This is a genomic window from Nocardia bhagyanarayanae (genome assembly GCF_006716565.1).
Classification (GTDB): Bacteria; Actinomycetota; Actinomycetes; order Mycobacteriales; family Mycobacteriaceae; genus Nocardia; species Nocardia bhagyanarayanae.
Window position 1 is genome coordinate 881,769 of the sequence record NZ_VFPG01000002.1, and the last position, 18,654, is coordinate 900,422.

The 18,654-nt window shown below is 70.6% G+C and carries 20 protein-coding genes and 1 pseudogene; 16 read left to right on the forward strand and 5 right to left on the reverse strand.

The genetic code is table 11. The annotated features are described in order from the left end of the window. Positions 1-33: 33 nt before the first annotated feature. The gene (locus FB390_RS30730; RefSeq protein ID WP_141812681.1) at positions 34-1,782 is read left to right on the forward strand and encodes a penicillin-binding transpeptidase domain-containing protein; all 1,749 of its coding nucleotides are present in this window, start codon (positions 34-36) and stop codon (positions 1,780-1,782) included. Between the two features lie 98 nt (positions 1,783-1,880). Here FB390_RS30730 and FB390_RS34520 read toward each other — a convergent pair whose 3' ends face one another. Continuing rightward, complete coding sequence (locus FB390_RS34520; protein ID WP_245910679.1) at positions 1,881-2,063, reverse strand: hypothetical protein; 183 nt, start codon at positions 2,061-2,063, stop codon at positions 1,881-1,883. Between FB390_RS34520 and FB390_RS30735 the strand changes: the two genes are divergently transcribed. From FB390_RS30735 to hisH, 7 genes are all read left to right on the forward strand, one after another. Continuing rightward, a complete protein-coding gene (locus tag FB390_RS30735; RefSeq protein WP_246124591.1) occupies positions 1,983-3,485 on the forward strand; it encodes a serine/threonine-protein kinase in 1,503 nt (500 codons plus the stop codon). The genes FB390_RS34520 and FB390_RS30735 overlap by 81 nt on opposite strands. Before the next feature lie 185 nt (positions 3,486-3,670). Further along, the gene (locus FB390_RS30740; protein ID WP_246124484.1) at positions 3,671-4,273 is read left to right on the forward strand and encodes a maleylpyruvate isomerase family mycothiol-dependent enzyme; all 603 of its coding nucleotides are present in this window, start codon (positions 3,671-3,673) and stop codon (positions 4,271-4,273) included. Positions 4,274-4,357: 84 nt separating this feature from the next. Next, on the forward strand, positions 4,358-4,774 hold the full coding sequence (locus FB390_RS30745) for a hypothetical protein (protein ID WP_141812683.1): 417 nt from the start codon (positions 4,358-4,360) through the stop codon (positions 4,772-4,774). A gap of 419 nt (positions 4,775-5,193) precedes the next feature. Further along, a complete protein-coding gene (gene hisD / locus FB390_RS30750) occupies positions 5,194-6,531 on the forward strand; it encodes a histidinol dehydrogenase (protein ID WP_141812684.1) in 1,338 nt (445 codons plus the stop codon). Further along, complete coding sequence (locus FB390_RS30755; RefSeq protein WP_141812685.1) at positions 6,528-7,661, forward strand: histidinol-phosphate transaminase; 1,134 nt, start codon at positions 6,528-6,530, stop codon at positions 7,659-7,661. The genes hisD and FB390_RS30755 overlap by 4 nt, the downstream gene beginning before the upstream one ends. Before the next feature lie 20 nt (positions 7,662-7,681). Continuing rightward, positions 7,682-8,314: an imidazoleglycerol-phosphate dehydratase HisB gene (gene hisB / locus FB390_RS30760; RefSeq protein WP_141812686.1), complete on the forward strand. Its 633-nt coding sequence runs from the start codon at positions 7,682-7,684 to the stop codon at positions 8,312-8,314. Beyond that, the gene (hisH, locus tag FB390_RS30765; RefSeq protein WP_141812687.1) at positions 8,311-8,946 is read left to right on the forward strand and encodes an imidazole glycerol phosphate synthase subunit HisH; all 636 of its coding nucleotides are present in this window, start codon (positions 8,311-8,313) and stop codon (positions 8,944-8,946) included. Before hisB ends, hisH begins: the two co-directional genes overlap by 4 nt. A 499-nt stretch (positions 8,947-9,445) precedes the next feature. On the opposite strand, the gene FB390_RS30770 is transcribed toward hisH, so the two are convergent. After that, positions 9,446-9,967, reverse strand: a complete 522-nt coding sequence (locus FB390_RS30770; protein ID WP_141812688.1) for a nuclear transport factor 2 family protein — start codon at positions 9,965-9,967, stop codon at positions 9,446-9,448. 102 nt (positions 9,968-10,069) lie between these two features. Here FB390_RS30770 and FB390_RS30775 point away from each other — a divergent pair, with 102 nt between their 5' ends. From FB390_RS30775 to hisI, 6 genes are all read left to right on the forward strand, one after another. After that, positions 10,070-10,522: a MarR family winged helix-turn-helix transcriptional regulator gene (locus FB390_RS30775; protein WP_141812689.1), complete on the forward strand. Its 453-nt coding sequence runs from the start codon at positions 10,070-10,072 to the stop codon at positions 10,520-10,522. Positions 10,523-10,594: 72 nt separating this feature from the next. Beyond that, entirely contained in the window at positions 10,595-11,326 is a 732-nt protein-coding gene (gene priA / locus FB390_RS30780) for a bifunctional 1-(5-phosphoribosyl)-5-((5-phosphoribosylamino)methylideneamino)imidazole-4-carboxamide isomerase/phosphoribosylanthranilate isomerase PriA (protein WP_141812690.1), read from the forward strand. 10 nt (positions 11,327-11,336) lie between these two features. Then, a complete protein-coding gene (locus tag FB390_RS30785; RefSeq protein ID WP_141812691.1) occupies positions 11,337-12,164 on the forward strand; it encodes an inositol monophosphatase family protein in 828 nt (275 codons plus the stop codon). Between the two features lie 4 nt (positions 12,165-12,168). Then, positions 12,169-12,942, forward strand: a complete 774-nt coding sequence (gene hisF / locus FB390_RS30790) for an imidazole glycerol phosphate synthase subunit HisF (protein WP_141812692.1) — start codon at positions 12,169-12,171, stop codon at positions 12,940-12,942. A 138-nt stretch (positions 12,943-13,080) separates the two neighbouring features. After that, on the forward strand, positions 13,081-14,046 hold the full coding sequence (locus FB390_RS30795) for a TIGR03564 family F420-dependent LLM class oxidoreductase (protein ID WP_141812693.1): 966 nt from the start codon (positions 13,081-13,083) through the stop codon (positions 14,044-14,046). A gap of 7 nt (positions 14,047-14,053) precedes the next feature. Further along, positions 14,054-14,401 (forward strand): phosphoribosyl-AMP cyclohydrolase, encoded by a 348-nt coding sequence (gene hisI, locus FB390_RS30800; RefSeq protein ID WP_141812694.1) that lies wholly within the window; start codon positions 14,054-14,056, stop codon positions 14,399-14,401. Positions 14,402-14,413: 12 nt separating this feature from the next. On the opposite strand, the gene FB390_RS30805 is transcribed toward hisI, so the two are convergent. From FB390_RS30805 to FB390_RS30815, 3 genes are all read right to left on the reverse strand, one after another. Continuing rightward, a complete protein-coding gene (locus FB390_RS30805) occupies positions 14,414-14,860 on the reverse strand; it encodes a MarR family winged helix-turn-helix transcriptional regulator (protein WP_141813199.1) in 447 nt (148 codons plus the stop codon). 168 nt (positions 14,861-15,028) lie between these two features. Continuing rightward, positions 15,029-15,628, reverse strand: a complete 600-nt coding sequence (locus FB390_RS30810; RefSeq protein ID WP_141812695.1) for a permease — start codon at positions 15,626-15,628, stop codon at positions 15,029-15,031. 71 nt (positions 15,629-15,699) lie between these two features. Then, positions 15,700-16,161, reverse strand: coding sequence for a peroxiredoxin (locus FB390_RS30815; RefSeq protein WP_141812696.1), 462 nt, complete (start codon positions 16,159-16,161; stop codon positions 15,700-15,702). A 156-nt stretch (positions 16,162-16,317) separates the two neighbouring features. Here FB390_RS30815 and FB390_RS30820 point away from each other — a divergent pair, with 156 nt between their 5' ends. Both FB390_RS30820 and FB390_RS34525 read left to right on the forward strand, forming a co-directional pair. Continuing rightward, on the forward strand, positions 16,318-17,916 hold the full coding sequence (locus FB390_RS30820; protein ID WP_246124485.1) for an anthranilate synthase component I: 1,599 nt from the start codon (positions 16,318-16,320) through the stop codon (positions 17,914-17,916). Beyond that, a pseudogene (locus FB390_RS34525) lies at positions 17,913-18,635 on the forward strand (TIGR02234 family membrane protein); the annotation flags it as partial. The gene FB390_RS30820 and the pseudogene FB390_RS34525, both read left to right, overlap by 4 nt. Between the last annotated feature and the right edge of the window lie 19 nt (positions 18,636-18,654).

Here is an 18,654-nt window from a genome sequence, read left to right on the forward strand (position 1 = left end):
GCACCGACGGTCGATTCGGTTACCGTCGGCTGGGTGCGTACTCACCGGAAGCTCTTGGTTCTATCCGCAGCGCCCGTGCTCGCCCTCGCCGCGTGCGGTTCCGGGCCCGAACAGCCGGAGACCGTGGCCGGTCAGTTCGCCGACGCGCTGAACCGCGACGATGTCGCCGCGGCGGCCGCGCTCACCGACGACCCCGCCAAGGCGACCGACACGCTGAATCAGCTCTACGACGGTCTCGGCAAGGACGTCACCTTCGAGGTGCGTTCGACCGACGGGAACGGTTTCACCCTCGCCGCCACCTGGAAGCTGGGCAAGGGCGGCAGGGACGAGTGGAGCTACACCACCGCCGGCGAGGCCACCGAGAACGACGACTGGAAGATCCGCTGGGATCCCGCCACCGTCGCGCCCGGCCTGGCCGCGGGTCCGTTGACCTACGGACCCGCCTTCGCCAAGCCCGCTCGCGTTCTCGACGGCGCAGGCGGCGATCTCATGACCGAACAGATCGTCACCCTGGTGAACCTCGCGCCCGGCGTCGACACCGCGGCCGTCGCGGCCCTGCTCGCACCGCTGGCTCCCGGCATCACCGCGCAGTCCCTCGAGGCGGAACTCGCCGCCGCGCAGGGCAAACCGATCACCGCGATCACGCTGCGCGCCGCCGACATCGCCCCGATCAACGACGCGCTGGCCGCGCTGCCCGGCGTCACCCTCGCACCGCAGACCAGGCTGCTGACCGTCGACAAGGCGCTGTCCTCGCCGACCATGACCGGCATCGCCGAACTGTGGCAGCAGAACGCCGACGAGGCGGCGGGCTGGGCGGTGCGGGCCAAGACGCCCACCGGCACCGAACGCGTCGCCGGCGAGGATCCGCGCCCGACCGCCGACATCGCCACCACGCTCAGCACCGGGCTGCAGCGCGCCGCCGAGGACGCCCTCGCCCCGATCGCCCAGCCCGCGGCGATCGTCGCGCTCCAGCCCTCCACCGGCAACGTGCTCGCCATGGCGCAGAACGCCGCCGCGGACGCGCAGGGCCCGATCGCGCTGACCGGCCTGTACCCGCCTGGCTCGACCTTCAAGACCGTGACGGTGTCGGCCGCGCTCCAGGCGGGCGAGGTGAACCCCGACACCGTGCTGCCGTGCCCCGGCACCGCGGACATCGAGGGCCGCCGAATCCCCAACGACGACAACTTCGATCTCGGTCAGGTGCCGCTGCACACCGCCTTCGCCCGCTCCTGCAACACCACCATGGGCATGCTCGGCGTGCAGCTGCCGCCGGACGGGCTGACCCGGGCGGCCGCCCAGCTCGGACTCGGCATCGACTACGTCACACCCGGCTTGACGACGGTCACCGGCAAGGTGCCCACCGCCGACACCCCGGCCGAGCGCGTCGAGTCCAGCATCGGTCAAGGACAGGTGACAGCCTCGCCGTTCGGCATGGCGCTGGTCGCCGCCTCGATCGCGCGCGGCTCGGTGCCTGCGCCGACCGTGGTGCAGGGCAGGCCGGGCGTGGCCGACCGGCAACCGGAGCCGCTGTCCGGGACCGTCGACGAGCAGTTGAAGACGATGATGCGCGAAACCGTCACCGGCGGCACCGCGACGCAGCTGCGCGACATCCCCGGCCTGCTCGGCAAGACCGGCACCGCGGAGTACATCGACGACACCCACGCGCACGGCTGGTTCGTCGGAATCGACGGTGACCTGGCGTTCGCGGTGTTCGTCAGCGACGCGGGCAGCTCGGGTCCGGCGGTGGAGGCCGCCGGTCGGATGCTGCGCGCCTCGCGGTAACCTTCGGCGTCTGCCGTTCGGGCGATTTGGGCGGCGGATATATCCCGGCTGGCGCGGACCGCGCTCGGTGCGCCCGCTACACTCGTCGGCGGGCCGCGTCAGCGGTCAATATGCGGGATGTCACGATTTCGAGAAGGTTCGGAGTAGGCGCCATCGATACCGGTCAGTTGATCGCGGAGCATTACCGCCTGGTCGAGCGGATTGGTAGCGGCGGCACAGGTGTCGTCTGGCGTGCCACCGACGAGCGACTCCGGCGTTCCGTGGCGATCAAGCAGATCCACATAAAAGCGAGCCTGCCCGAGGCCGAACGCGACATCGTGCGCCAGCGCGCGACCCGCGAGGCCCGCAACGCGGCGCGCTTCCAGCATCCCAACGCGATCGTGGTGTTCGACATCACCGAGCACGAGGGCGACCCGTGCCTGGTGATGGAGTACCTGAAGTCGCGCAGCCTGGCCGCGGTGCTCTCCGCGCAGGGCACGCTGCCGCTGACCCAGGTCGCGCGCATCGGCGAGCAGGTCGCCTCGGCGCTGATCGCCGCGCACCAGGCGGGCATCGTGCACCGCGACGTGAAGCCGGGCAACGTGCTGCTCGACGATCACGGCACGGTCAAGATCACCGACTTCGGCATTTCCCGCGCGACCGGCGACGTCACGCTCACCGAGACCGGCCTGATCTGCGGCACCGCCGCGTATCTCGCACCCGAGGTGGCCCGTGGCGCCGATCCGACGCCCGCGGCCGACGTGTTCTCCCTCGGCGCCACGCTCTTTCACGCGCTGGAGGGCGAACCGCCCTACGGCGCGAGCGCGAATCCGCTCGCGGTGCTCTACGCGGCGGCCAACGGTCAGGTCAGCCAGCCGCGAAACGCCGGGCCCGCCACCGATTTCCTGCTCGCGCTGCTGAATCCGGACCCGGAGGAACGGCCGAGCATGCGTGTCGCGCGCGACACGCTGGCCGCTTTCGCCGACTCCGGCGCCAACCCGGTGCCCGTCGGATTCGTCCCGGCCAGTGAGACTTTCGCGCGCCAGTCGGCCTCGGAGGCGGCGACGCGCGCGCTGCGCACACCGGTGCCGCAGCCCACCCATCAGCCGACCGAACGGCACGTCCGTCCGCTGCCTCCGCCGCAGCACGCCGCCGCGCACCCGAACACGGCCGCGCACCCGAGGACCGTGGCCCAGCAGCGTCCGGCGTCCGGCTCCTCGGCGGGCAAGCGCCGCGCGGTGCTCATCGGCGGCGTCGTCGGCGCGGTGGTGGCCGTCGCCGCGCTGCTGATCGGCAGCCTGAACCAGTCGGACTCGAATTCTCCTTCGGCGCAGGCGACTCCACCGTCGGCGAGCGCCACGGCCACCGGCAAGACGACCACGACGGCACCGGCGCTCGGCCGCACGCCGAGCGCGGGCACCGTCGAGTGGGGACCGGCCGGTCAGCTGATCGTCGACTTCTACAGCAACCCGAGCGGGTCCTGGTCGCTGCTCACCCCGGCGGCGCAGAAGGCCTACGGCGGGGAGCAGGCCTTCCGCGAATACTGGGGCTCGCGCATCGTCGACACGTTCTCCAGCATCCAGGCGGCCACCGGCTCCAACAACGCCGACGGCTCGGTGGACATGCGACTGGGCAACCTGACGGTGGAGGGCGAGTCGAAGCAGCTGGTGCTGCGGGTCGTCGACAGCGGCGGGCGACTGCTCATCGACAGCGAAACCCGCTGAGCCGCAGAGCGCGTCCGCCGCGTTCGGCGTGCAACGAGCTCTCGGTAAGGGTGCGTGCGGTGCTCGACCGGATCTCGGCCGAGCCGAAGGTGGTCGGACGGCCGGCCGTCGCCCGAGTTCTCGGCGAAAGGACTTGGCGCAATTGCGTATATTTCCACTCGCTTGCGGCCGAGTAGGCTTCCGGCATGACGATTCGGGGGATGCTGGCGGAGGAACGCGCCGAGCTCATCGCGTTGCTGCGCGACCTGCGCGCGGAGGAATGGGAGACGCCGTCGCTGTGCGCGGGGTGGACGGTGCGCGACGTGGTCGGACATCTGCTGTACGACACGATCGCGCCGCTGACCTACGGTGGCATCGTCGCCCGGTGCGGATTCTCGATCGACCGCGTCAACGACCGGCTGGTCCACAAGGCGCGGACGCTGTCGACCGACCAGCTGATCGACAAATTCGAGAACGCCGCGGGTGGGCTGTCGCAGTTCGGTCCCGCCTTGGTGCTGGCCGATCTGTTCGTGCACCAGCAGGACATTCGACGCCCGCTCGGCCGCAACCGCGAGATTCCGGCCGAGCGGTTGCGTTACCTGGTCGAGCATCCCGACCCGTTCGTCCGGCCGGGGCGACGTAAGAAGGGGTTGCGGCTGGTGGCCACGGACCTGGACTGGGCCGACGGCAGCGGGCCGGAGGTGCGCGGGCCCGCGGAGGCCCTCACTCTCGCGATGGTCGGGCGCCCGGTGGCGCTCGACGAGCTCGAAGGCGAGGGAGTCGCCGAATTGCGCCGCCGCTGCGGGTGAGCGTCGCGTTCGGCAATCCCGCAGGCGCGGAGCGGTTCGGCGCGACAATGACTCCGAGTGCGGCACGCGCGGGAGGAGAGACGAATGGCGGCGCAGCTCGTCGAGCTCGGGGTCTTGGTCGGCACCCGGGAGGTGGATTGTCCGCAGTTTCCCGGCCCGCCCGGCCGCACCGTCGTCGAATGGCTGGCCGACGGCGCGTACCTGCTGCTGCGCGACACCGTGCCGGAGCCGGGTCCGAGCGGCACCTGGGTCATCGGCGCCGATGACGACGATCAGGGACTGACCGTGCTGCACCACGACGAACGCGGGGTGTCCCGTGTCTATCGCAGCGCATTCGGTGGCGGCCAGTGGCGGGTCTGGCGGGACGCCCCCGGCTTCTCGCAGCGATTCACCGCCACCCTGGACGAGACGGGCACGACCCTGCGCGGCGCCTGGGAGAAGTCGGCGGACGGTGCGCGCTGGGAGCACGACTTCGACCTGATCTACCGCCGAATCGGCTGAACGCGGGCCGGTCGACAGGCGTGCCTCTCGGCTGCGGCGAGCTGGTGTCTCGCGGCGTCTCATCGGGCGGACCTTCTGTTTGCCACGCCCGTCTGCGGGCATCCGGGCAGCTCTGCGCCGGGTGACTCCGCGTCCGCACGGCTGGGGGAGAACGTGATGGACGGCGACCAAGGGCGTGCCTCCGTCTTCGCCTCGGCTGTGCGCTGCTGGCAGGTGGACTGACATGGGCGGTGTCCGTGGTCGGGTCTTCGATCCGCTGCGGGCGTGCGGCTGGCGTCCGGCGGCGTCCACTAGGCGTACCTCCGCATTCGCTCCGGCCGTGCGCGGGCTACGGGCGGACTGGCGTCCGGCGGCGTCCATTAGGCTGGTAGCGGCAACTTTCCTGTTGTGACCAGCTGGAGACAAGGATCGACACCGACATGACATCCCGCATCGAGCTCGCCCGCGTCGACTTGCGCGGTCGTACTCCTTCCGCTGCCGAGCTGCGCTCCGCGCTGCCGCGCGGGGGAGTCGACGTGGACTCGGTGCTGCATCAGGTGCGCCCGGTGGTGGAGGCGGTCCGCGACCATGGCGTCTCCGCGGCGCTGGAGTTCGGCGAGCGGTTCGACGGTGTGATTCCCGCGACCGTCCGCGTCCCGCGGTCCGAGCTGGTCAAGGCGCTCGACGAGCTGGACCCGGCGGTGCGCGCCGCGCTGGAGGAGTCGATCGCGCGGGCTCGCGCGGTGCACGCCGATCAGCGCCGCACCGACACCACCACCGAGGTGGTGCCCGGCGGCACGGTCACCGAACGCTGGGTGCCGGTGGAGCGGGTCGGGCTGTACGTGCCCGGCGGCAACGCCGTCTACCCGTCCAGCGTGGTGATGAACGTGGTGCCCGCGCAGACCGCGGGCGTCGGTTCGCTGGTGGTTGCCTCGCCGCCGCAGTCCCAGTTCGGCGGGCTCCCGCACCCGACCATCCTGGCCGCCGCGCAGCTGCTCGGCGTCGAGGAGGTGTGGGCGGTCGGCGGCGCGCAGGGCGTCGCGCTGCTCACCTACGGCGGCGTCGACACCGACGGCGCGGAACTCGAGCCGGTCGACCTGATCACCGGTCCGGGCAACATCTACGTCACCGCGGCCAAGCGGCTGTGCCGCGGCCTGGTCGGCATCGACGCCGAAGCGGGCCCCACCGAGATCGCCATCCTGGCCGACGCCACCGCCGATCCGGCGCACGTCGCGGCCGACCTGATCAGCCAGGCCGAGCACGACGTGCTCGCGGCCAGCGTGCTCGTCACCGACAGCGTCGAGCTCGCCGACGCGGTGGACGCCGCGCTGAGCACCCAGATGACGGTGGTCAAGCACGCGCACCGGGTGCGAGAGGCGTTGACCGGCAAGCAGTCCGGCACCGTGCTCGTCGACGACATCGAGCAGGGTCTGCGCGTGGTCAACGCCTACGCGGCCGAGCACCTGGAGATCCAGACCGCCGACGCGGCCGCGGTCGCGGGCCGGGTGCGCAGCGCGGGCGCGGTGTTCGTCGGCCCGTACGCGCCGGTCAGCCTGGGCGACTACTGCGCGGGCTCCAACCACGTGCTGCCCACCGCGGGCTGCGCGCGGCACTCCTCCGGACTCAGCGTGCAGACCTTCCTGCGCGGCATCCACGTCGTCGAGTACACCGAGGCGGCGCTGAAGGATGTCGCCGGGCACGTGGTCGCGCTGGCCAATGCCGAGGACCTCCCGGCGCACGGCCAGGCCGTCACGGTGCGATTCGAGACGCTGTCATGACCGGTCAGCTCGTCGCGCCCGGGTCCGCCATCGGCCTGGACGATCTGCCGCTGCGCGAGAATCTGCGCGGCAAGAAGCCTTACGGCGCACCGCAGTTGACCGTTCCGGTGCAGCTGAACACCAACGAGAACCCGCACCCGCCGAGCCGCGCGCTCATCGACGACGTGGCCGAGTCCATCCGTGCCGCGGCCGCCGACCTGCACCGCTATCCGGACCGCGACGCGGTGGCGCTGCGCACCGACCTGGCGCACTACCTCACCCGCCAGACCGGCGTCGCGGTGGACAAGGCGAACGTCTGGGCGGCCAACGGCTCCAACGAGATCCTGCAGCAGCTGCTCCAGGCCTTCGGCGGACCGGGCCGCAGCGCACTGGGTTTCGTGCCGTCCTACTCGATGCACCCGATCATCTCCGAGGGCATCGACACCGAGTGGGTCGAGGCCAAACGCAACGCCGACTTCTCCCTCGACATCGACTACGCGCTGGCGGCCATCGCCGAACGCAAGCCGGACGTGGTCTTCGTGACCAGCCCGAACAACCCCACCGGACACAGCATTCCGCAGGCCGACCTGGTGCGGATCCTCGAAGTCGCGCCCGGCATCGTGGTGGTCGACGAGGCCTACGGCGAATTCTCGGCGGCGCCGAGCGCGATCGCGCTGATCGACCGGTTCCCGGCCAAGCTGGTGGTGAGCCGCACCATGAGCAAGGCCTTCGCGTTCGCGGGCGGCCGGCTGGGCTACCTGGTCGCCGCGCCCGCGGTGATCGACGCGATGCTGCTGGTGCGGCTGCCGTATCACCTGTCGGTGGTCACCCAGGCCGCCGCGCGCGCGGCCCTGCGGCACGCGGACGAAACTCTCGGCAGCGTCGCGGAATTGGCGGCGCAGCGCGATCGGGTCGCGGCCGCGCTCGGCGAGATGGGCTTCGAGGTGGTGCCGAGCGACGCCAATTTCGTGCTGTTCGGCCGGTTCGCCGACGCGGGCCGGTCCTGGCAGCGCTACCTGGACCGCGGCGTGCTCATCCGCGACGTCGGCATCCCCGGCTACCTGCGCGCGACCATCGGCCTCGCGGCCGAGAACGACGAGTTCCTGCGCGTCAGCGGCGAGCTGGCAGGCACCGAACTCACGCCCCGATGAACCCCGTGGAGGAAGCACCGATGACAAGGACCGCGCGGGTCGAGCGCATCACCAAGGAATCCAGCATCGTCGTCGAACTGGATCTGGACGGCACCGGCAAGACCGAGATCTCCACCGGAGTCCCGTTCTACGACCACATGCTCACCGCGCTCGGCGCGCACGCCAGCTTCGACCTGACCGTGCGCGCGGAGGGCGACATCGAGATCGAGGCGCACCACACGGTGGAGGACACCGCCATCGTGTTCGGGCAGGCGCTCGGTAAGGCGCTGGGTGACAAGTCCGGCATCCGCCGCTTCGGCGACGCCTTCATCCCGATGGACGAGACCCTCGCGCACGCGGCGGTCGACGTGTCGGGCCGGCCGTACTGCGTGCACACCGGCGAGCCGGAACACCTGCTGCACGCGGTGATTCCGGGCAGCCCGGTGCGGGGTCGTTCCGAGCCGGGCGCGCCGTACTCCACGGTGCTGAACCGCCATGTCTTCGAGTCGATCGCGCTCAACGCCCGTATCGCGCTGCACGTGCGGGTGCTCTACGGCCGCGACCAGCACCACGTCACCGAGGCCGAGTTCAAGGCCGTGGCGCGGGCGCTGCGCGCCGCCGTCGAGCTCGACCCGCGGGTGAGCGGTGTGCCGTCGACGAAGGGAACGCTGTGACAACGAAATCCGTCGCCCTGCTGGACTACGGTTCCGGCAATCTGCACTCCGCGGAGCGGGCGCTGGTGCGTGCGGGCGCGCGCGTCGAGGTGACCGCCGATCCGCAGATCGCGCTGGCGGCCGACGGTCTCGTGGTGCCCGGCGTCGGCGCGTTCGCGGCGTGCATGGCGGGGCTGCGCGAGGTGCGCGGCGAGCGCATCATCGGTCAGCGCTTGGCGGGTGGTCGTCCGGTTCTCGGCATCTGCGTGGGTATGCAGATTCTGTTCGAGCGCGGCGTGGAGTTCGGCGTGGAGACCGACGGGTGCGCCGAATGGCCCGGCGTGGTCGAGCGGCTGTCTGCCCCGGTGCTGCCGCACATGGGCTGGAACACCGTGTCGGCGCCGTCCGACAGCGTGCTGTTCAAGGGTATGGACGCCGAGACCCGGTTCTACTTCGTCCACTCCTATGCCGCTCAGACCTGGGATCTTCCGCCGAGTGAGCATTTCGCGTCGCCGAAGCTCACCTGGGCCGAGCATGGTGTGCCGTTCCTCGCCGCGGTGGAGAACGGTGCTTTGTCCGCTACGCAGTTCCATCCGGAGAAGTCCGGTGACGCGGGAGCTCATCTGTTGCGTAATTGGATCGACTCGTTGTGAGCGGTAAGAGCTGACTTTCGAGGTGGTCGGCTGGGGGACGGGTTCCGAGGGTTTGCTCGCTACAGGCACGCACTCGGTCCCAGGTTTTCCTCGGAGCAGTGCTGGGCGCGTCGGGTGCCGTACCCGGCTTACCTCCCGCAGTTGGGTGCCTGGGCTCGGCTTCCGGCGTGGTCATCTGGCTGTGGTTGCGTCCAGAGAGGGCAATCTGGAGTTCTTTTGCCGGTCGACCTCGGGAGGGCTGTTGGCCTGTCAAGGGCGCAACCACCATTTGACTACCGTCGATAGAGAAATGGATTCGACGGTAGTCAAATGGTGGCTTTGGAAGATCAACTAGCAACCATTTGACTACCGTCGATTTCGGGCGCACTGCGCTCGGATATCGCGGGCGGGCGACCCGGCGGCGGGCCGTTCAGGCCGGGTGACCGAAGGTGACGTTCGGTCGGTCTTGCGGGGTGAGGGTGGCCTTCGGTCGGTTACCGCGCCGACCATTCTGGAAGCGCTAGAAGCGCGTACCGATCGCCCACTGTGGAGTGCTTTGCACCCGGGAGAGCCGCCACCCCTCCGCCGTTCGCACGGCATCGAAACTGTAGATCTCACCCAGCGTGTACTTCGGCTCGGTCAGTGTCCCCTCCGCCGCAGGCGCGAAAGTAGCCAGCAGATTGGCGCGTACCGCGGCTGTGTCCCCTCGCAGGTCCACGATCACATTGCTGATGAAGTGCTGGATCTTCTTGTCCGGGGAATGACTTCGTCCGGCTTGCTCGATCATCGCGTCGACTCCTTGCGCGGTGCCGCCCGGCGTGGTGGCGCTGGCGTCGGCGGTGTAGATCTGCCGGAAATCCTCGAACGCGCCCTCGTCCAGCGCGTGGCCGAGGCGGTCGACGAGCGCGGTGATGTGGTTGCGGTCCAACAGTTCTCGGATTTCCCGGCGCTCGGCGTCGGCGGCTGTCGCGGTGGACGAGCAGGCGGCCAGCGCCGCGATCGGCAGGAGGGTGAGGGGGAGGGCGAGGCTGAACTTCTTCATGGCGAGAGCCTTTCGAACTGAATGTTGGCTACTCCAACGTTGGCGTGGCCAACGATAGCGGAATGTGGGTCGCGCCAACAAGTAGGTTGCTAGATTGGGGCCATGGAGATCGCGCACAAAGGTGTCGCGGGCAGGCTGCGTGCGCTGCCCACCCGGCTGATCAACCAGGTCGCCATCGTGGCCGACCGGGCGACGGAACGGGCGCTGGAGGACACCGGGTCGCGCCGACATCATTACGCCCTGCTGACCACGCTGCGCGAGTTCGGCCCCGCGAGCCAAGCCGATCTCGGCCGCCGTACCCGCATCGACCGGAGCGACATCGTCGCGGCGCTGAACGACTTGGCGGACCGCGGTTTCGTGGAGCGCAGCCCCGACCCCGGCGATCGCCGCCGCAACATCGTCACCCTGACCCGCCCGGGCGATCGCCATCTCGACGACCTGGACGGTCGCCTCGACACCGCGCAGGACGAGTTGCTCGCCGCGCTGTCCGCCGCGGAGCGCCGCCAGTTGGTCGGCTTGCTCACCCGGATACTGGACGATCACTCGCGATCTTGACCGCCGCGGAGCCCGTTGCGTTTCCGCAGGCCGGAGGTAGGGCGCGGGGAGTGGCCGACTATGCTGCTCGGAGTGAGTCTTGTGCTGCTACCTGCCGTCGATGTCGCCAATGGAGAAGCCGTCCGCCTGGTCCAGGGGGAGGCGGGCAGCGAGACCAGCTACGGGTCGCCCCGCGACGCCGCACTGGCCTGGCAGGAGGCGGGCGCCGAGTGGGTGCACCTGGTCGACTTGGACGCGGCGTTCGGCCGCGGCTCCAACCGCGAAGTGCTCGCCGAGGTGGTCGGCGAGCTCGACGTGCGGGTCGAGCTGTCCGGCGGCATCCGTGACGACGCGTCCCTCGAGGCGGCGCTGGCCACCGGCTGCGCCCGCGTCAACCTCGGCACCGCCGCGCTGGAGGATCCGGTGTGGTGTGCGAGCGCCATCGCCAGGCACGGCGAGCGCATCGCCGTCGGCCTGGACGTGCGCATCATCGACGGTGAGCACCGGCTGCGGGGCCGCGGCTGGGTCAGCGACGGCGGCGACCTGTGGGAGGTGCTCGAGCGCTTGGAGCGCGACGGCTGCTCGCGCTACGTGGTCACCGACGTCACCAAGGACGGCACCCTGACCGGCCCGAACCTGGACCTGCTCCGCGACGTGTGCGCGGCGACCGACGCCCCGGTGGTCGCCTCCGGCGGTGTGTCCACGGTCGAGGACCTGGTCGCCATCGCCGGGCTGGTGCCCGACGGCGTCGAGGGCGCGATCGTCGGCAAGGCGCTGTACGCGGGCCGGTTCACCCTGCCCGAGGCGCTGGCCGCGGTGCGCTGACCGAAAAACCATGGCTGCCAACCCGATCGCGGAGCTTCCCGAGCTGCTCGCCGTGGCGAGCGAGATCCTCGACGACGCCAGTGGGCGTTTCGTCGAGGGGCTCGGCGCGCCGAGCGCGGTCACCAAGGGCCGCAACGACTTCGCCACCGAGCTCGACCTCGAGCTGGAACGTACCGTCTCCGAGGGGCTGGCCCTGCGCACCGGAATCGAGGTGCACGGCGAGGAATTCGGCGGTCCGCAGCTCACCTCCGGCACCGCGTGGGTGCTCGACCCGATCGACGGCACCTTCAACTACTCCTCCGGCCACCCGCTCTCCGGCATGCTGCTCGCGCTGGTGCGCGACGGCGAACCGGTGCTCGGGCTGACCTGGCTGCCGATCCTCGGGCAGCGCTACGCCGCGATGCGCGGCGGCCCGGTGCTGCTCAACGGCGAACCGCTCGCGCCGCTGCCGCCCGGGAAGCTGGCCGACGCGATGATCGGATTCGGCGCCTTCAACGTCGATTCCGACGGTCGCATCCCCGGCCGCTTCCGCTTCGATCTGCTCGGCCCGCTCAGCAGGCTCTCCTCCCGGGTGCGCATGCACGGCTCGACCGGCATCGACCTGGCCTTCACCGCCGCTGGTGTGCTCGGCGGCGCGATCGTGTTCGGCCATCACCCGTGGGACAACGCGGCGGGCGTCGCGCTGGTCCGCGCGGCGGGCGGCGTCGTGACCGACCTGGCGGGCGAGCCGTGGACCATCACCTCCGGCTCGGTGCTCGCGGCGGCGCCCGGGGTGCACGAAGAACTGCTCGAGATGATCTGCACGGTCGCCGATCCGTCGACCGCCGAGGAAGGATGAGCCGATGACGTTGGCCGTACGCGTGATCCCGTGTCTGGACGTGGACGCGGGCCGGGTGGTCAAGGGCGTCAACTTCGAGAACCTTCGCGACGCGGGCGATCCCGTCGAGCTGGCCGCGCTCTACGACGCCCAGGGCGCCGACGAACTGACCTTCCTCGACGTCACCGCCTCCACCGGCGACCGCGGCACCATGATCGACGTGGTGACCCGCACCGCCGAGCAGATCTTCATCCCGCTCACCGTCGGCGGCGGCGTGCGCACCGTCGAGGACGTGGACCGGCTGCTGCGCGCGGGCGCGGACAAGGTCTCGGTGAACACCGCCGCGATCGCCAGGCCCGAGGTGCTGCGGGAGATGTCGGAACGATTCGGTTCGCAGTGCATCGTGCTCTCCGTCGACGCCCGCACCGTGCCCGACGGCCAGCCCGACACCTCCTCCGGCTGGGAGGTCACCACGCACGGCGGCAAGCGCGGCACCGGCATCGACGCCGTCGAATGGGCCGTGCGCGGCGCCGAGCTCGGGGTCGGCGAGATCCTCCTGAACTCGATGGACGCCGACGGCACCAAGACCGGCTTCGACCTGCCGATGATCCGCGCGGTCCGGGCCGCCGTCTCGGTGCCCGTCATCGCCAGCGGCGGCGCCGGGGCGGTCGAACACTTCGCCCCCGCGGTGCAGGCGGGTGCGGACGCCGTCCTCGCCGCCAGCGTCTTCCACTTCGGCGATCTCACCATCGGCCAGGTCAAGGACTCCATGCGCGCGGAGAACATCGTCGTCCGCTGATTCCGCCGCCGCGCAATCGATCGCGGGGCCGCCACCGGGTGAGTCCCTCCGCAGGCGGGCAGAGACGATCCTCGACGCCGGGCTGGCGGGAATCGGTCGGGCCGGAATCCCTTCGCGGGCGCGCGGGTTGGCCGTGCCATGAGCATCGGTGTGGCATTGGGTCCGTCCGCGCTGGACACCAGTGAGAACGCGGTGGACGCGGCGGTGGACTTCGGGCGGCAGGCCGTCGAGGCCGGGTTGAGCTCGCTGTGGTTCGGGCAGCAGTTCAGTCACGACACCATCGCCGTGGCGACCGTGGTCGGCCGCGAGGTCCCGCAGCTCGAGGTGGGCACCTCGGCGGTGCCGATCCCGGCGCGGCATCCGTTGTTCGTCGCGAGCCAGGCGCAGACCGCGCAGGCGGCCGCGCACGGCCGGTTCACCCTCGGGCTCGGGCTCGGCGCGGCGGCGTTCACCGAGCCGGTGTTCGGCATCGACTACGACCGCCCGATCGCGCGACTGCGCGAATTCCTCACGGTGCTGCGCGACGTATTCCACACGGGGTCGGTCGATTTCCACGGCGAGACCCTGACCGCGGCGACGCCGTTCGCCGCCGCGGTGGCCGGCGCGACGCCTCCGGTGCCGGTGCTGGTCGCCGCGATGGGTCCGCAGGCGCTGCGGGTCACCGGCGAATTGGCCGACGGCACGCTGCCGTTTCTGGTGGGACCCCGGGCGTTGGGGGAGCACATCGTCGAACCGATCACCGCCGCCGCCGAGCGCGCGGGCAGGCCGCGGCCGCGGATCGGCGTCCTGGTGCCCGGCGTGGTGACCGCCGATATCGAGGGCGCTCGCGCGAAGGCCGTGGCGCACACCGCCTTCTACGACGACATTCCGTCCTATCGGCGGATCGTCGAGCTGTCCGGCGTGCGCCGCGCCGCCGACTTGGTCGTCATCGGGGACGAGGCCGCGATCGCCGCGCGCGTCGCCGAGTACTTCGACGCGGGCGCGACCGACGTGATCTTCACCCAGACCGACCTGACCACGCCGGAGGATCAGCGGCGCACCTGGCGGGTGCTCGGCGAGCTGCGACGTAGTCGATCGACCGACGCCGCGACGGCCCTGTTATAACGGTGACATGACACTGGACCCCGCCATCGCCGCCCGACTCAAGCGCAACGACGCGGGGCTCGTCGCGGCCGTCGCGCAGGAGCGCGGCAGCGGGGATGTGCTGATGGTCGCCTGGATGGACGACGAGGCCCTGGCTCGCACCCTGGAATCCCGCAAGGCGACGTACTATTCGCGCTCGCGTCAGCAGTACTGGGTCAAGGGCGAGACCTCCGGCCACACCCAGTACGTGCACGAGGTGCGGCTGGACTGCGACGGCGACACCGTCCTGCTCGTCGTGGACCAGGAGGGCGCGGCGTGCCACACCGGCACCCACACCTGCTTCGATTCGGACGTGCTGCTCGGCGAACCCGGCTGACGGATCAGGCGTTCACTCGCTCGACCGTTCGCCCCTGGTGGCGCCGTCGGTCGACGCGAGCTGACCGATCACCTCGGTGAGCCGCTGCGCGAGGATCTCGCTGAGATCGGCCAGCTGCGCCTTCTGCGTGGCGTCCAATCCGTCGAAGACCAAGCGCCGCACCGCATCCAGGTATCCGGGCGCCGCCTCGACGACCTTGAGGTAGCCGTCGTCGGTGAGGACCGCCTGCACGCCGCGGCGACCCACCGTCGCCGAGCGTTGCGCCCAGCCCATTCGTTCGAGCTTCGAAACCACGTGGGACAGGCGCGATAGCGAGGCATTTGCTTTGTGTGCAAGGTCACTCATTTGGAGCCGATGTCCCGGTTCCTCGGAAAGCAACGTCAAAACCCAATACTCGAAATGAGTGACTCCGGATTCGCGCTGCAATTGAGTGTCCAAGGCGCTCGGCAGCCGCGTCATCAGCGCCACGACCGCGCGCCAAGCCCGTTGTTCCACGGGGTCCAGCCACTTCGTCACTATGCGCCTTCTTTCGAGCCAAGTGACGTGGGGTCGTACGGTCACTCGCGTGCACGAGTTTGCCACGACTTCGCTCGGTGGTCATACGGATCACCGATGTCGTGAGTTCATTCACAGGTGGTCGTGGCGTGTCGGTGTCGTGTCCGGCGTGGTGGCCGTCGCGGACGCGGTGTTTCCGGTCGCCGCGGCGTTCTCCTTGGCGGCCTTTCTCCGCCGCATCCCGCGGCGCGTGGCGAGGTACACCGCACCGAGGAAGAACAGCACCGCGAGCACCGCGCCGACCAGACACGCGCCGCGGAACGCGGGTGCGTCGACGTCCAGAATGCGCTCGCCCGCGTGGGCGGCGTTGTTGCCGCCGAGCACGATGGTCAGCGTCATCAGATTCGGTATCGCCACGAGAACGGCGAGCACCGCCGCCGCGCCCGCCAGGAACTTGCCCGCCCGCTTGCGCCACATCAGCACCGCGAACAGCAGCAACAACAGCGGGATGAGGGTGCACAGGCCGCCGAGGAGCAGTCCCCAGCCGATGCCCTTGGCGAAGCTGCCGTTCACCATCTCGGCGAGCCGCTGTGCCCACCACCGCGGGATGAAGGCGGCCAGGATGAGGTAGGTGACGACGAGGGCCACGAACAGGGCAACGCCGCCGATGATCCGATTGCGCCAGACGGACGCGCTGGATTTGCCGTCCGGCCGAACCTCGCTCGAAGTCATGGTTTCAGCGTAGGCCGACCGGTCGGTCTGCGGACGGCGGCGCGCGCCTCGGCGTTTCGCTTATACGGTATTCAGCGAACGCGCTCGCGCAGGAAGGTCAGCGCTTTGTCGGCATGCACGTCGGCCCGCAACTCTCCAGTGATCACCTCGAGCACGGTGCGGTCGGTGTCGATGACGAAGGTCTGCCGCTTCACCGGCGCGAGTTTGCCGAGCAATCCGCGCTTGACGCCGAACTGCGCGGCCACCGCGCCGTCGGCATCCGAGAGCAGGGGGTAGTCGAGTCGTTGCTTGGCGGCGAAACCCGCCTGGGTGTCCACGGCGTCGGCGCTGATGCCGACGCAGGACGCGCCGAGCGCGACGAATTCCGCGGCGAGATCGCGGAAGTGGCACGCCTCCGCGGTGCAGATAGGGGTGTTCGCGGCCGGATAGAAGAACAGCACCAGCGGCCCGTCGGTGAGCAACTCGTCGAGGGAGCGGAGGGTGCCGGACTGGTCGGGGAGCTCGAACTGCGGGGCGAGCTGTCCTTTGCGCATGATCAGGACAGTACCGGGCGTACTGGACGCTCGGTACTGTCCTTTCGGCCGCTCGCCGAGCGCTGGGTTCGACTCGCGGGTCGGCGGCGACGCGCCGATAGGGGCCTTGGACCGGGCCGAGCGAAGTCCGAGCGTCCGCCCTGGGATGATGGAGTAATGCCTGGCGCGTCCACTCCCACCACCACGACCCGCGAACAGTTCCATCTGCTCGCCGCGGAACACCGGGTGGTTCCTGTGACCCGAAAGGTGCTGGCGGACTCCGAAACTCCGCTGTCGGCCTATCGCAAGCTGGCCGCCGATCGGGCGGGCACCTTCCTGTTCGAGTCCGCCGAGAACGGACGGTCCTGGTCGCGCTGGTCGTTCATCGGCGCGGGCAGCCCGTCGGCGCTGACCGTGGTGGACGGCGAAGCGGCCTGGCTCGGCAACGCCCCGGTCGACGCACCCTCGGGCGGTGACCCGCTGCTCGCGTTGCGCGAGACGCTGCAGCTGTTGCGCACCGAGCGGCTGCCCGATCTGCCGCCGCTGACCGGCGGCATGGTCGGCTACCTCGGCTACGACGCGGTGCGCCGCATCGAGCGGCTGCCCAACCTGGCCGCCGACGACCTGCAGTTGCCCGAGATGGTGCTGCTGCTGGCCACCGACCTGGCCGCCTTCGACCACCACGAGGGCGCCATCACCCTGATCGCCAACGCCGTGAACTGGAACGGCACCGCCGACCGGGTAGACGAGGCCTACGACGACGCGGTCGCGCGGCTGGACCGGATGACCGAGGCGCTCGCCGCGCCCGCCCAGTCCACCGTCTCGGTCTTCGACCAGCCCGAGCCGCACTACCGCCGCCAGCGCACCTCCGACGAATTCGGCGCGGGCGTGCGCCGGTTGGTGAAGGAGATCGAGGCGGGCGAGGCGTTCCAAGTCGTGCTCTCCCAGCGATTCGAGATGGATTACCACGGCGAGCCGCTCGACCTGTACCGGATGCTGCGGGCCTCCAACCCGAGCCCGTACATGTACCTGATCCACGTCCCCGACGGTGAGGGCGGCACCGCCTTCTCCATCGTCGGCTCCAGCCCGGAATCGCTGGTGACCGTGAAGGAAGGCGTCGCGACCACGCACCCGATCGCGGGCACCCGCTGGCGCGGCCTCACCGAGGAGGACGACCTGCTGCTGGAGAAGGGCCTGCTCGCCGACGAGAAGGAGAACGCCGAGCACCTGATGCTCGTCGATCTCGGCCGCAACGATCTCGGGCGGGTCTGCCAGCCGGGCACGGTGCGCGTGACCGAGTACCGGCACATCGAGCGCTACAGCCACGTCATGCATTTGGTGTCGACGGTGTCGGGCCGGCTGAAGCCGGGCAAGGTCGCGTTGGACGCGGTGAGCGCCTGCTTCCCGGCGGGCACGCTCTCGGGCGCGCCGAAGGTGCGTGCGATGGAACTCATCGAGGAACTCGAGCCGACGCGGCGCGGCGTCTACGGCGGTGTCGTCGGCTACCTCGACTTCGCGGGCGACGCCGACACCGCGATCGCCATTCGCACCGCCCTGCTCAAGGACGGCGTCGCCTACGTCCAGGCGGGCGCGGGCGTGGTCGCCGATTCCGACCCGGACTACGAGGACGTGGAATCGCGCAACAAGGCGATGGCGGTGCTCAAGGCCGTCGCCGCCGCCGAGACCGTGCGCGCCTACGGCGCCGCGAGCGCCGACGCCGATGCCACGCCTACGGGCGCGTCCGGTGCGGCGAACCGAGACGGCGGAACCCTATGACCAGCGAACCCGACCGAGATCCGCGCGCCTCGGCCGAGCCCGACGAGTCGTCCCCAACCGAGGCGGTAGCACCCGTCGGCCGGGCCGAGGGACGCCGGTATCCGATCGGGGCCATCGTGCTTCTCGCGCTCGCCGCGGTGCTGATGTGGGGCTCGTCGCGGCTGACCTGGGTGACGGTGTCGTCCTCGGACGGACTCACCGAACCGCGCACCGACGAGCTGAACGGCAGCGTCTGGTTCGGCGCGCTCACCCCGCTGGCGCTGGTGCTGCTCGCGGCCATCGCCGCGCTGCTCGCGACCAAAGGCTGGCTGCGCCGGATGGTCGGCGTGCTGGTCGCTCTCGTCGCCGCGGTGACCGCGGTGCCCGCCTTCGCCCTGCTCACCGGCCAGGGCGCGACGGCGGAGCGCGCCGCCGCGCTGGCCGAACTGCCCGGCCGCGCCACCGTCACCGAGGTGACCACCGCGCCGTTGCCCGCGTTGCTCACGCTGGCGGCCGCGTTCGCCGCGTTCGCCGCCGGTGTCCTGCTCGCCAGGATGCCGAGGGAATCGGGCAGGCTCTCCGGCAAGTACGAGAGTCCGGTGGTGCGTCGCGAGGCCGCCACCGAAGAGGTGACCAAGCGCCGCGCCGCGGACAACTCCGGGCAACTCTCCGAGCGGGTGCTGTGGGACGCGCTGGACGCGGGCACCGACCCGACCGAGGACGCCGACACCGCGCAGCCGGATACCGAGCCACGCGGCG

Excerpts from the sequence above, each read along its gene's own strand:
- FB390_RS30770 (WP_141812688.1), bottom strand. The coding sequence starts at position 9,967 with ATGAAGAAGTTCAGCCTCGCCCTCCCCCTCACCCTCCTGCCGATCGCG.
- FB390_RS30785 (WP_141812691.1), top strand. The coding sequence starts at position 11,337 with ATGGCTGCCAACCCGATCGCGGAGCTTCCCGAGCTGCTCGCCGTGGCG.
- hisF (WP_141812692.1), top strand. The coding sequence starts at position 12,169 with ATGACGTTGGCCGTACGCGTGATCCCGTGTCTGGACGTGGACGCGGGC.
- FB390_RS30820 (WP_246124485.1), top strand. The coding sequence starts at position 16,318 with ATGCCTGGCGCGTCCACTCCCACCACCACGACCCGCGAACAGTTCCAT.
- FB390_RS30755 (WP_141812685.1), top strand. The coding sequence starts at position 6,528 with ATGACCGGTCAGCTCGTCGCGCCCGGGTCCGCCATCGGCCTGGACGAT.
- FB390_RS30740 (WP_246124484.1), top strand. The coding sequence starts at position 3,671 with ATGACGATTCGGGGGATGCTGGCGGAGGAACGCGCCGAGCTCATCGCG.
- hisB (WP_141812686.1), top strand. The coding sequence starts at position 7,682 with ATGACAAGGACCGCGCGGGTCGAGCGCATCACCAAGGAATCCAGCATC.
- FB390_RS30775 (WP_141812689.1), top strand. The coding sequence starts at position 10,070 with ATGGAGATCGCGCACAAAGGTGTCGCGGGCAGGCTGCGTGCGCTGCCC.
- FB390_RS30815 (WP_141812696.1), bottom strand. The coding sequence starts at position 16,161 with ATGCGCAAAGGACAGCTCGCCCCGCAGTTCGAGCTCCCCGACCAGTCC.
- FB390_RS30805 (WP_141813199.1), bottom strand. The coding sequence starts at position 14,860 with ATGACGCGGCTGCCGAGCGCCTTGGACACTCAATTGCAGCGCGAATCC.
- FB390_RS30795 (WP_141812693.1), top strand. The coding sequence starts at position 13,081 with ATGAGCATCGGTGTGGCATTGGGTCCGTCCGCGCTGGACACCAGTGAG.
- FB390_RS30745 (WP_141812683.1), top strand. The coding sequence starts at position 4,358 with ATGGCGGCGCAGCTCGTCGAGCTCGGGGTCTTGGTCGGCACCCGGGAG.
- hisD (WP_141812684.1), top strand. The coding sequence starts at position 5,194 with ATGACATCCCGCATCGAGCTCGCCCGCGTCGACTTGCGCGGTCGTACT.
- hisI (WP_141812694.1), top strand. The coding sequence starts at position 14,054 with ATGACACTGGACCCCGCCATCGCCGCCCGACTCAAGCGCAACGACGCG.
- FB390_RS30810 (WP_141812695.1), bottom strand. The coding sequence starts at position 15,628 with ATGACTTCGAGCGAGGTTCGGCCGGACGGCAAATCCAGCGCGTCCGTC.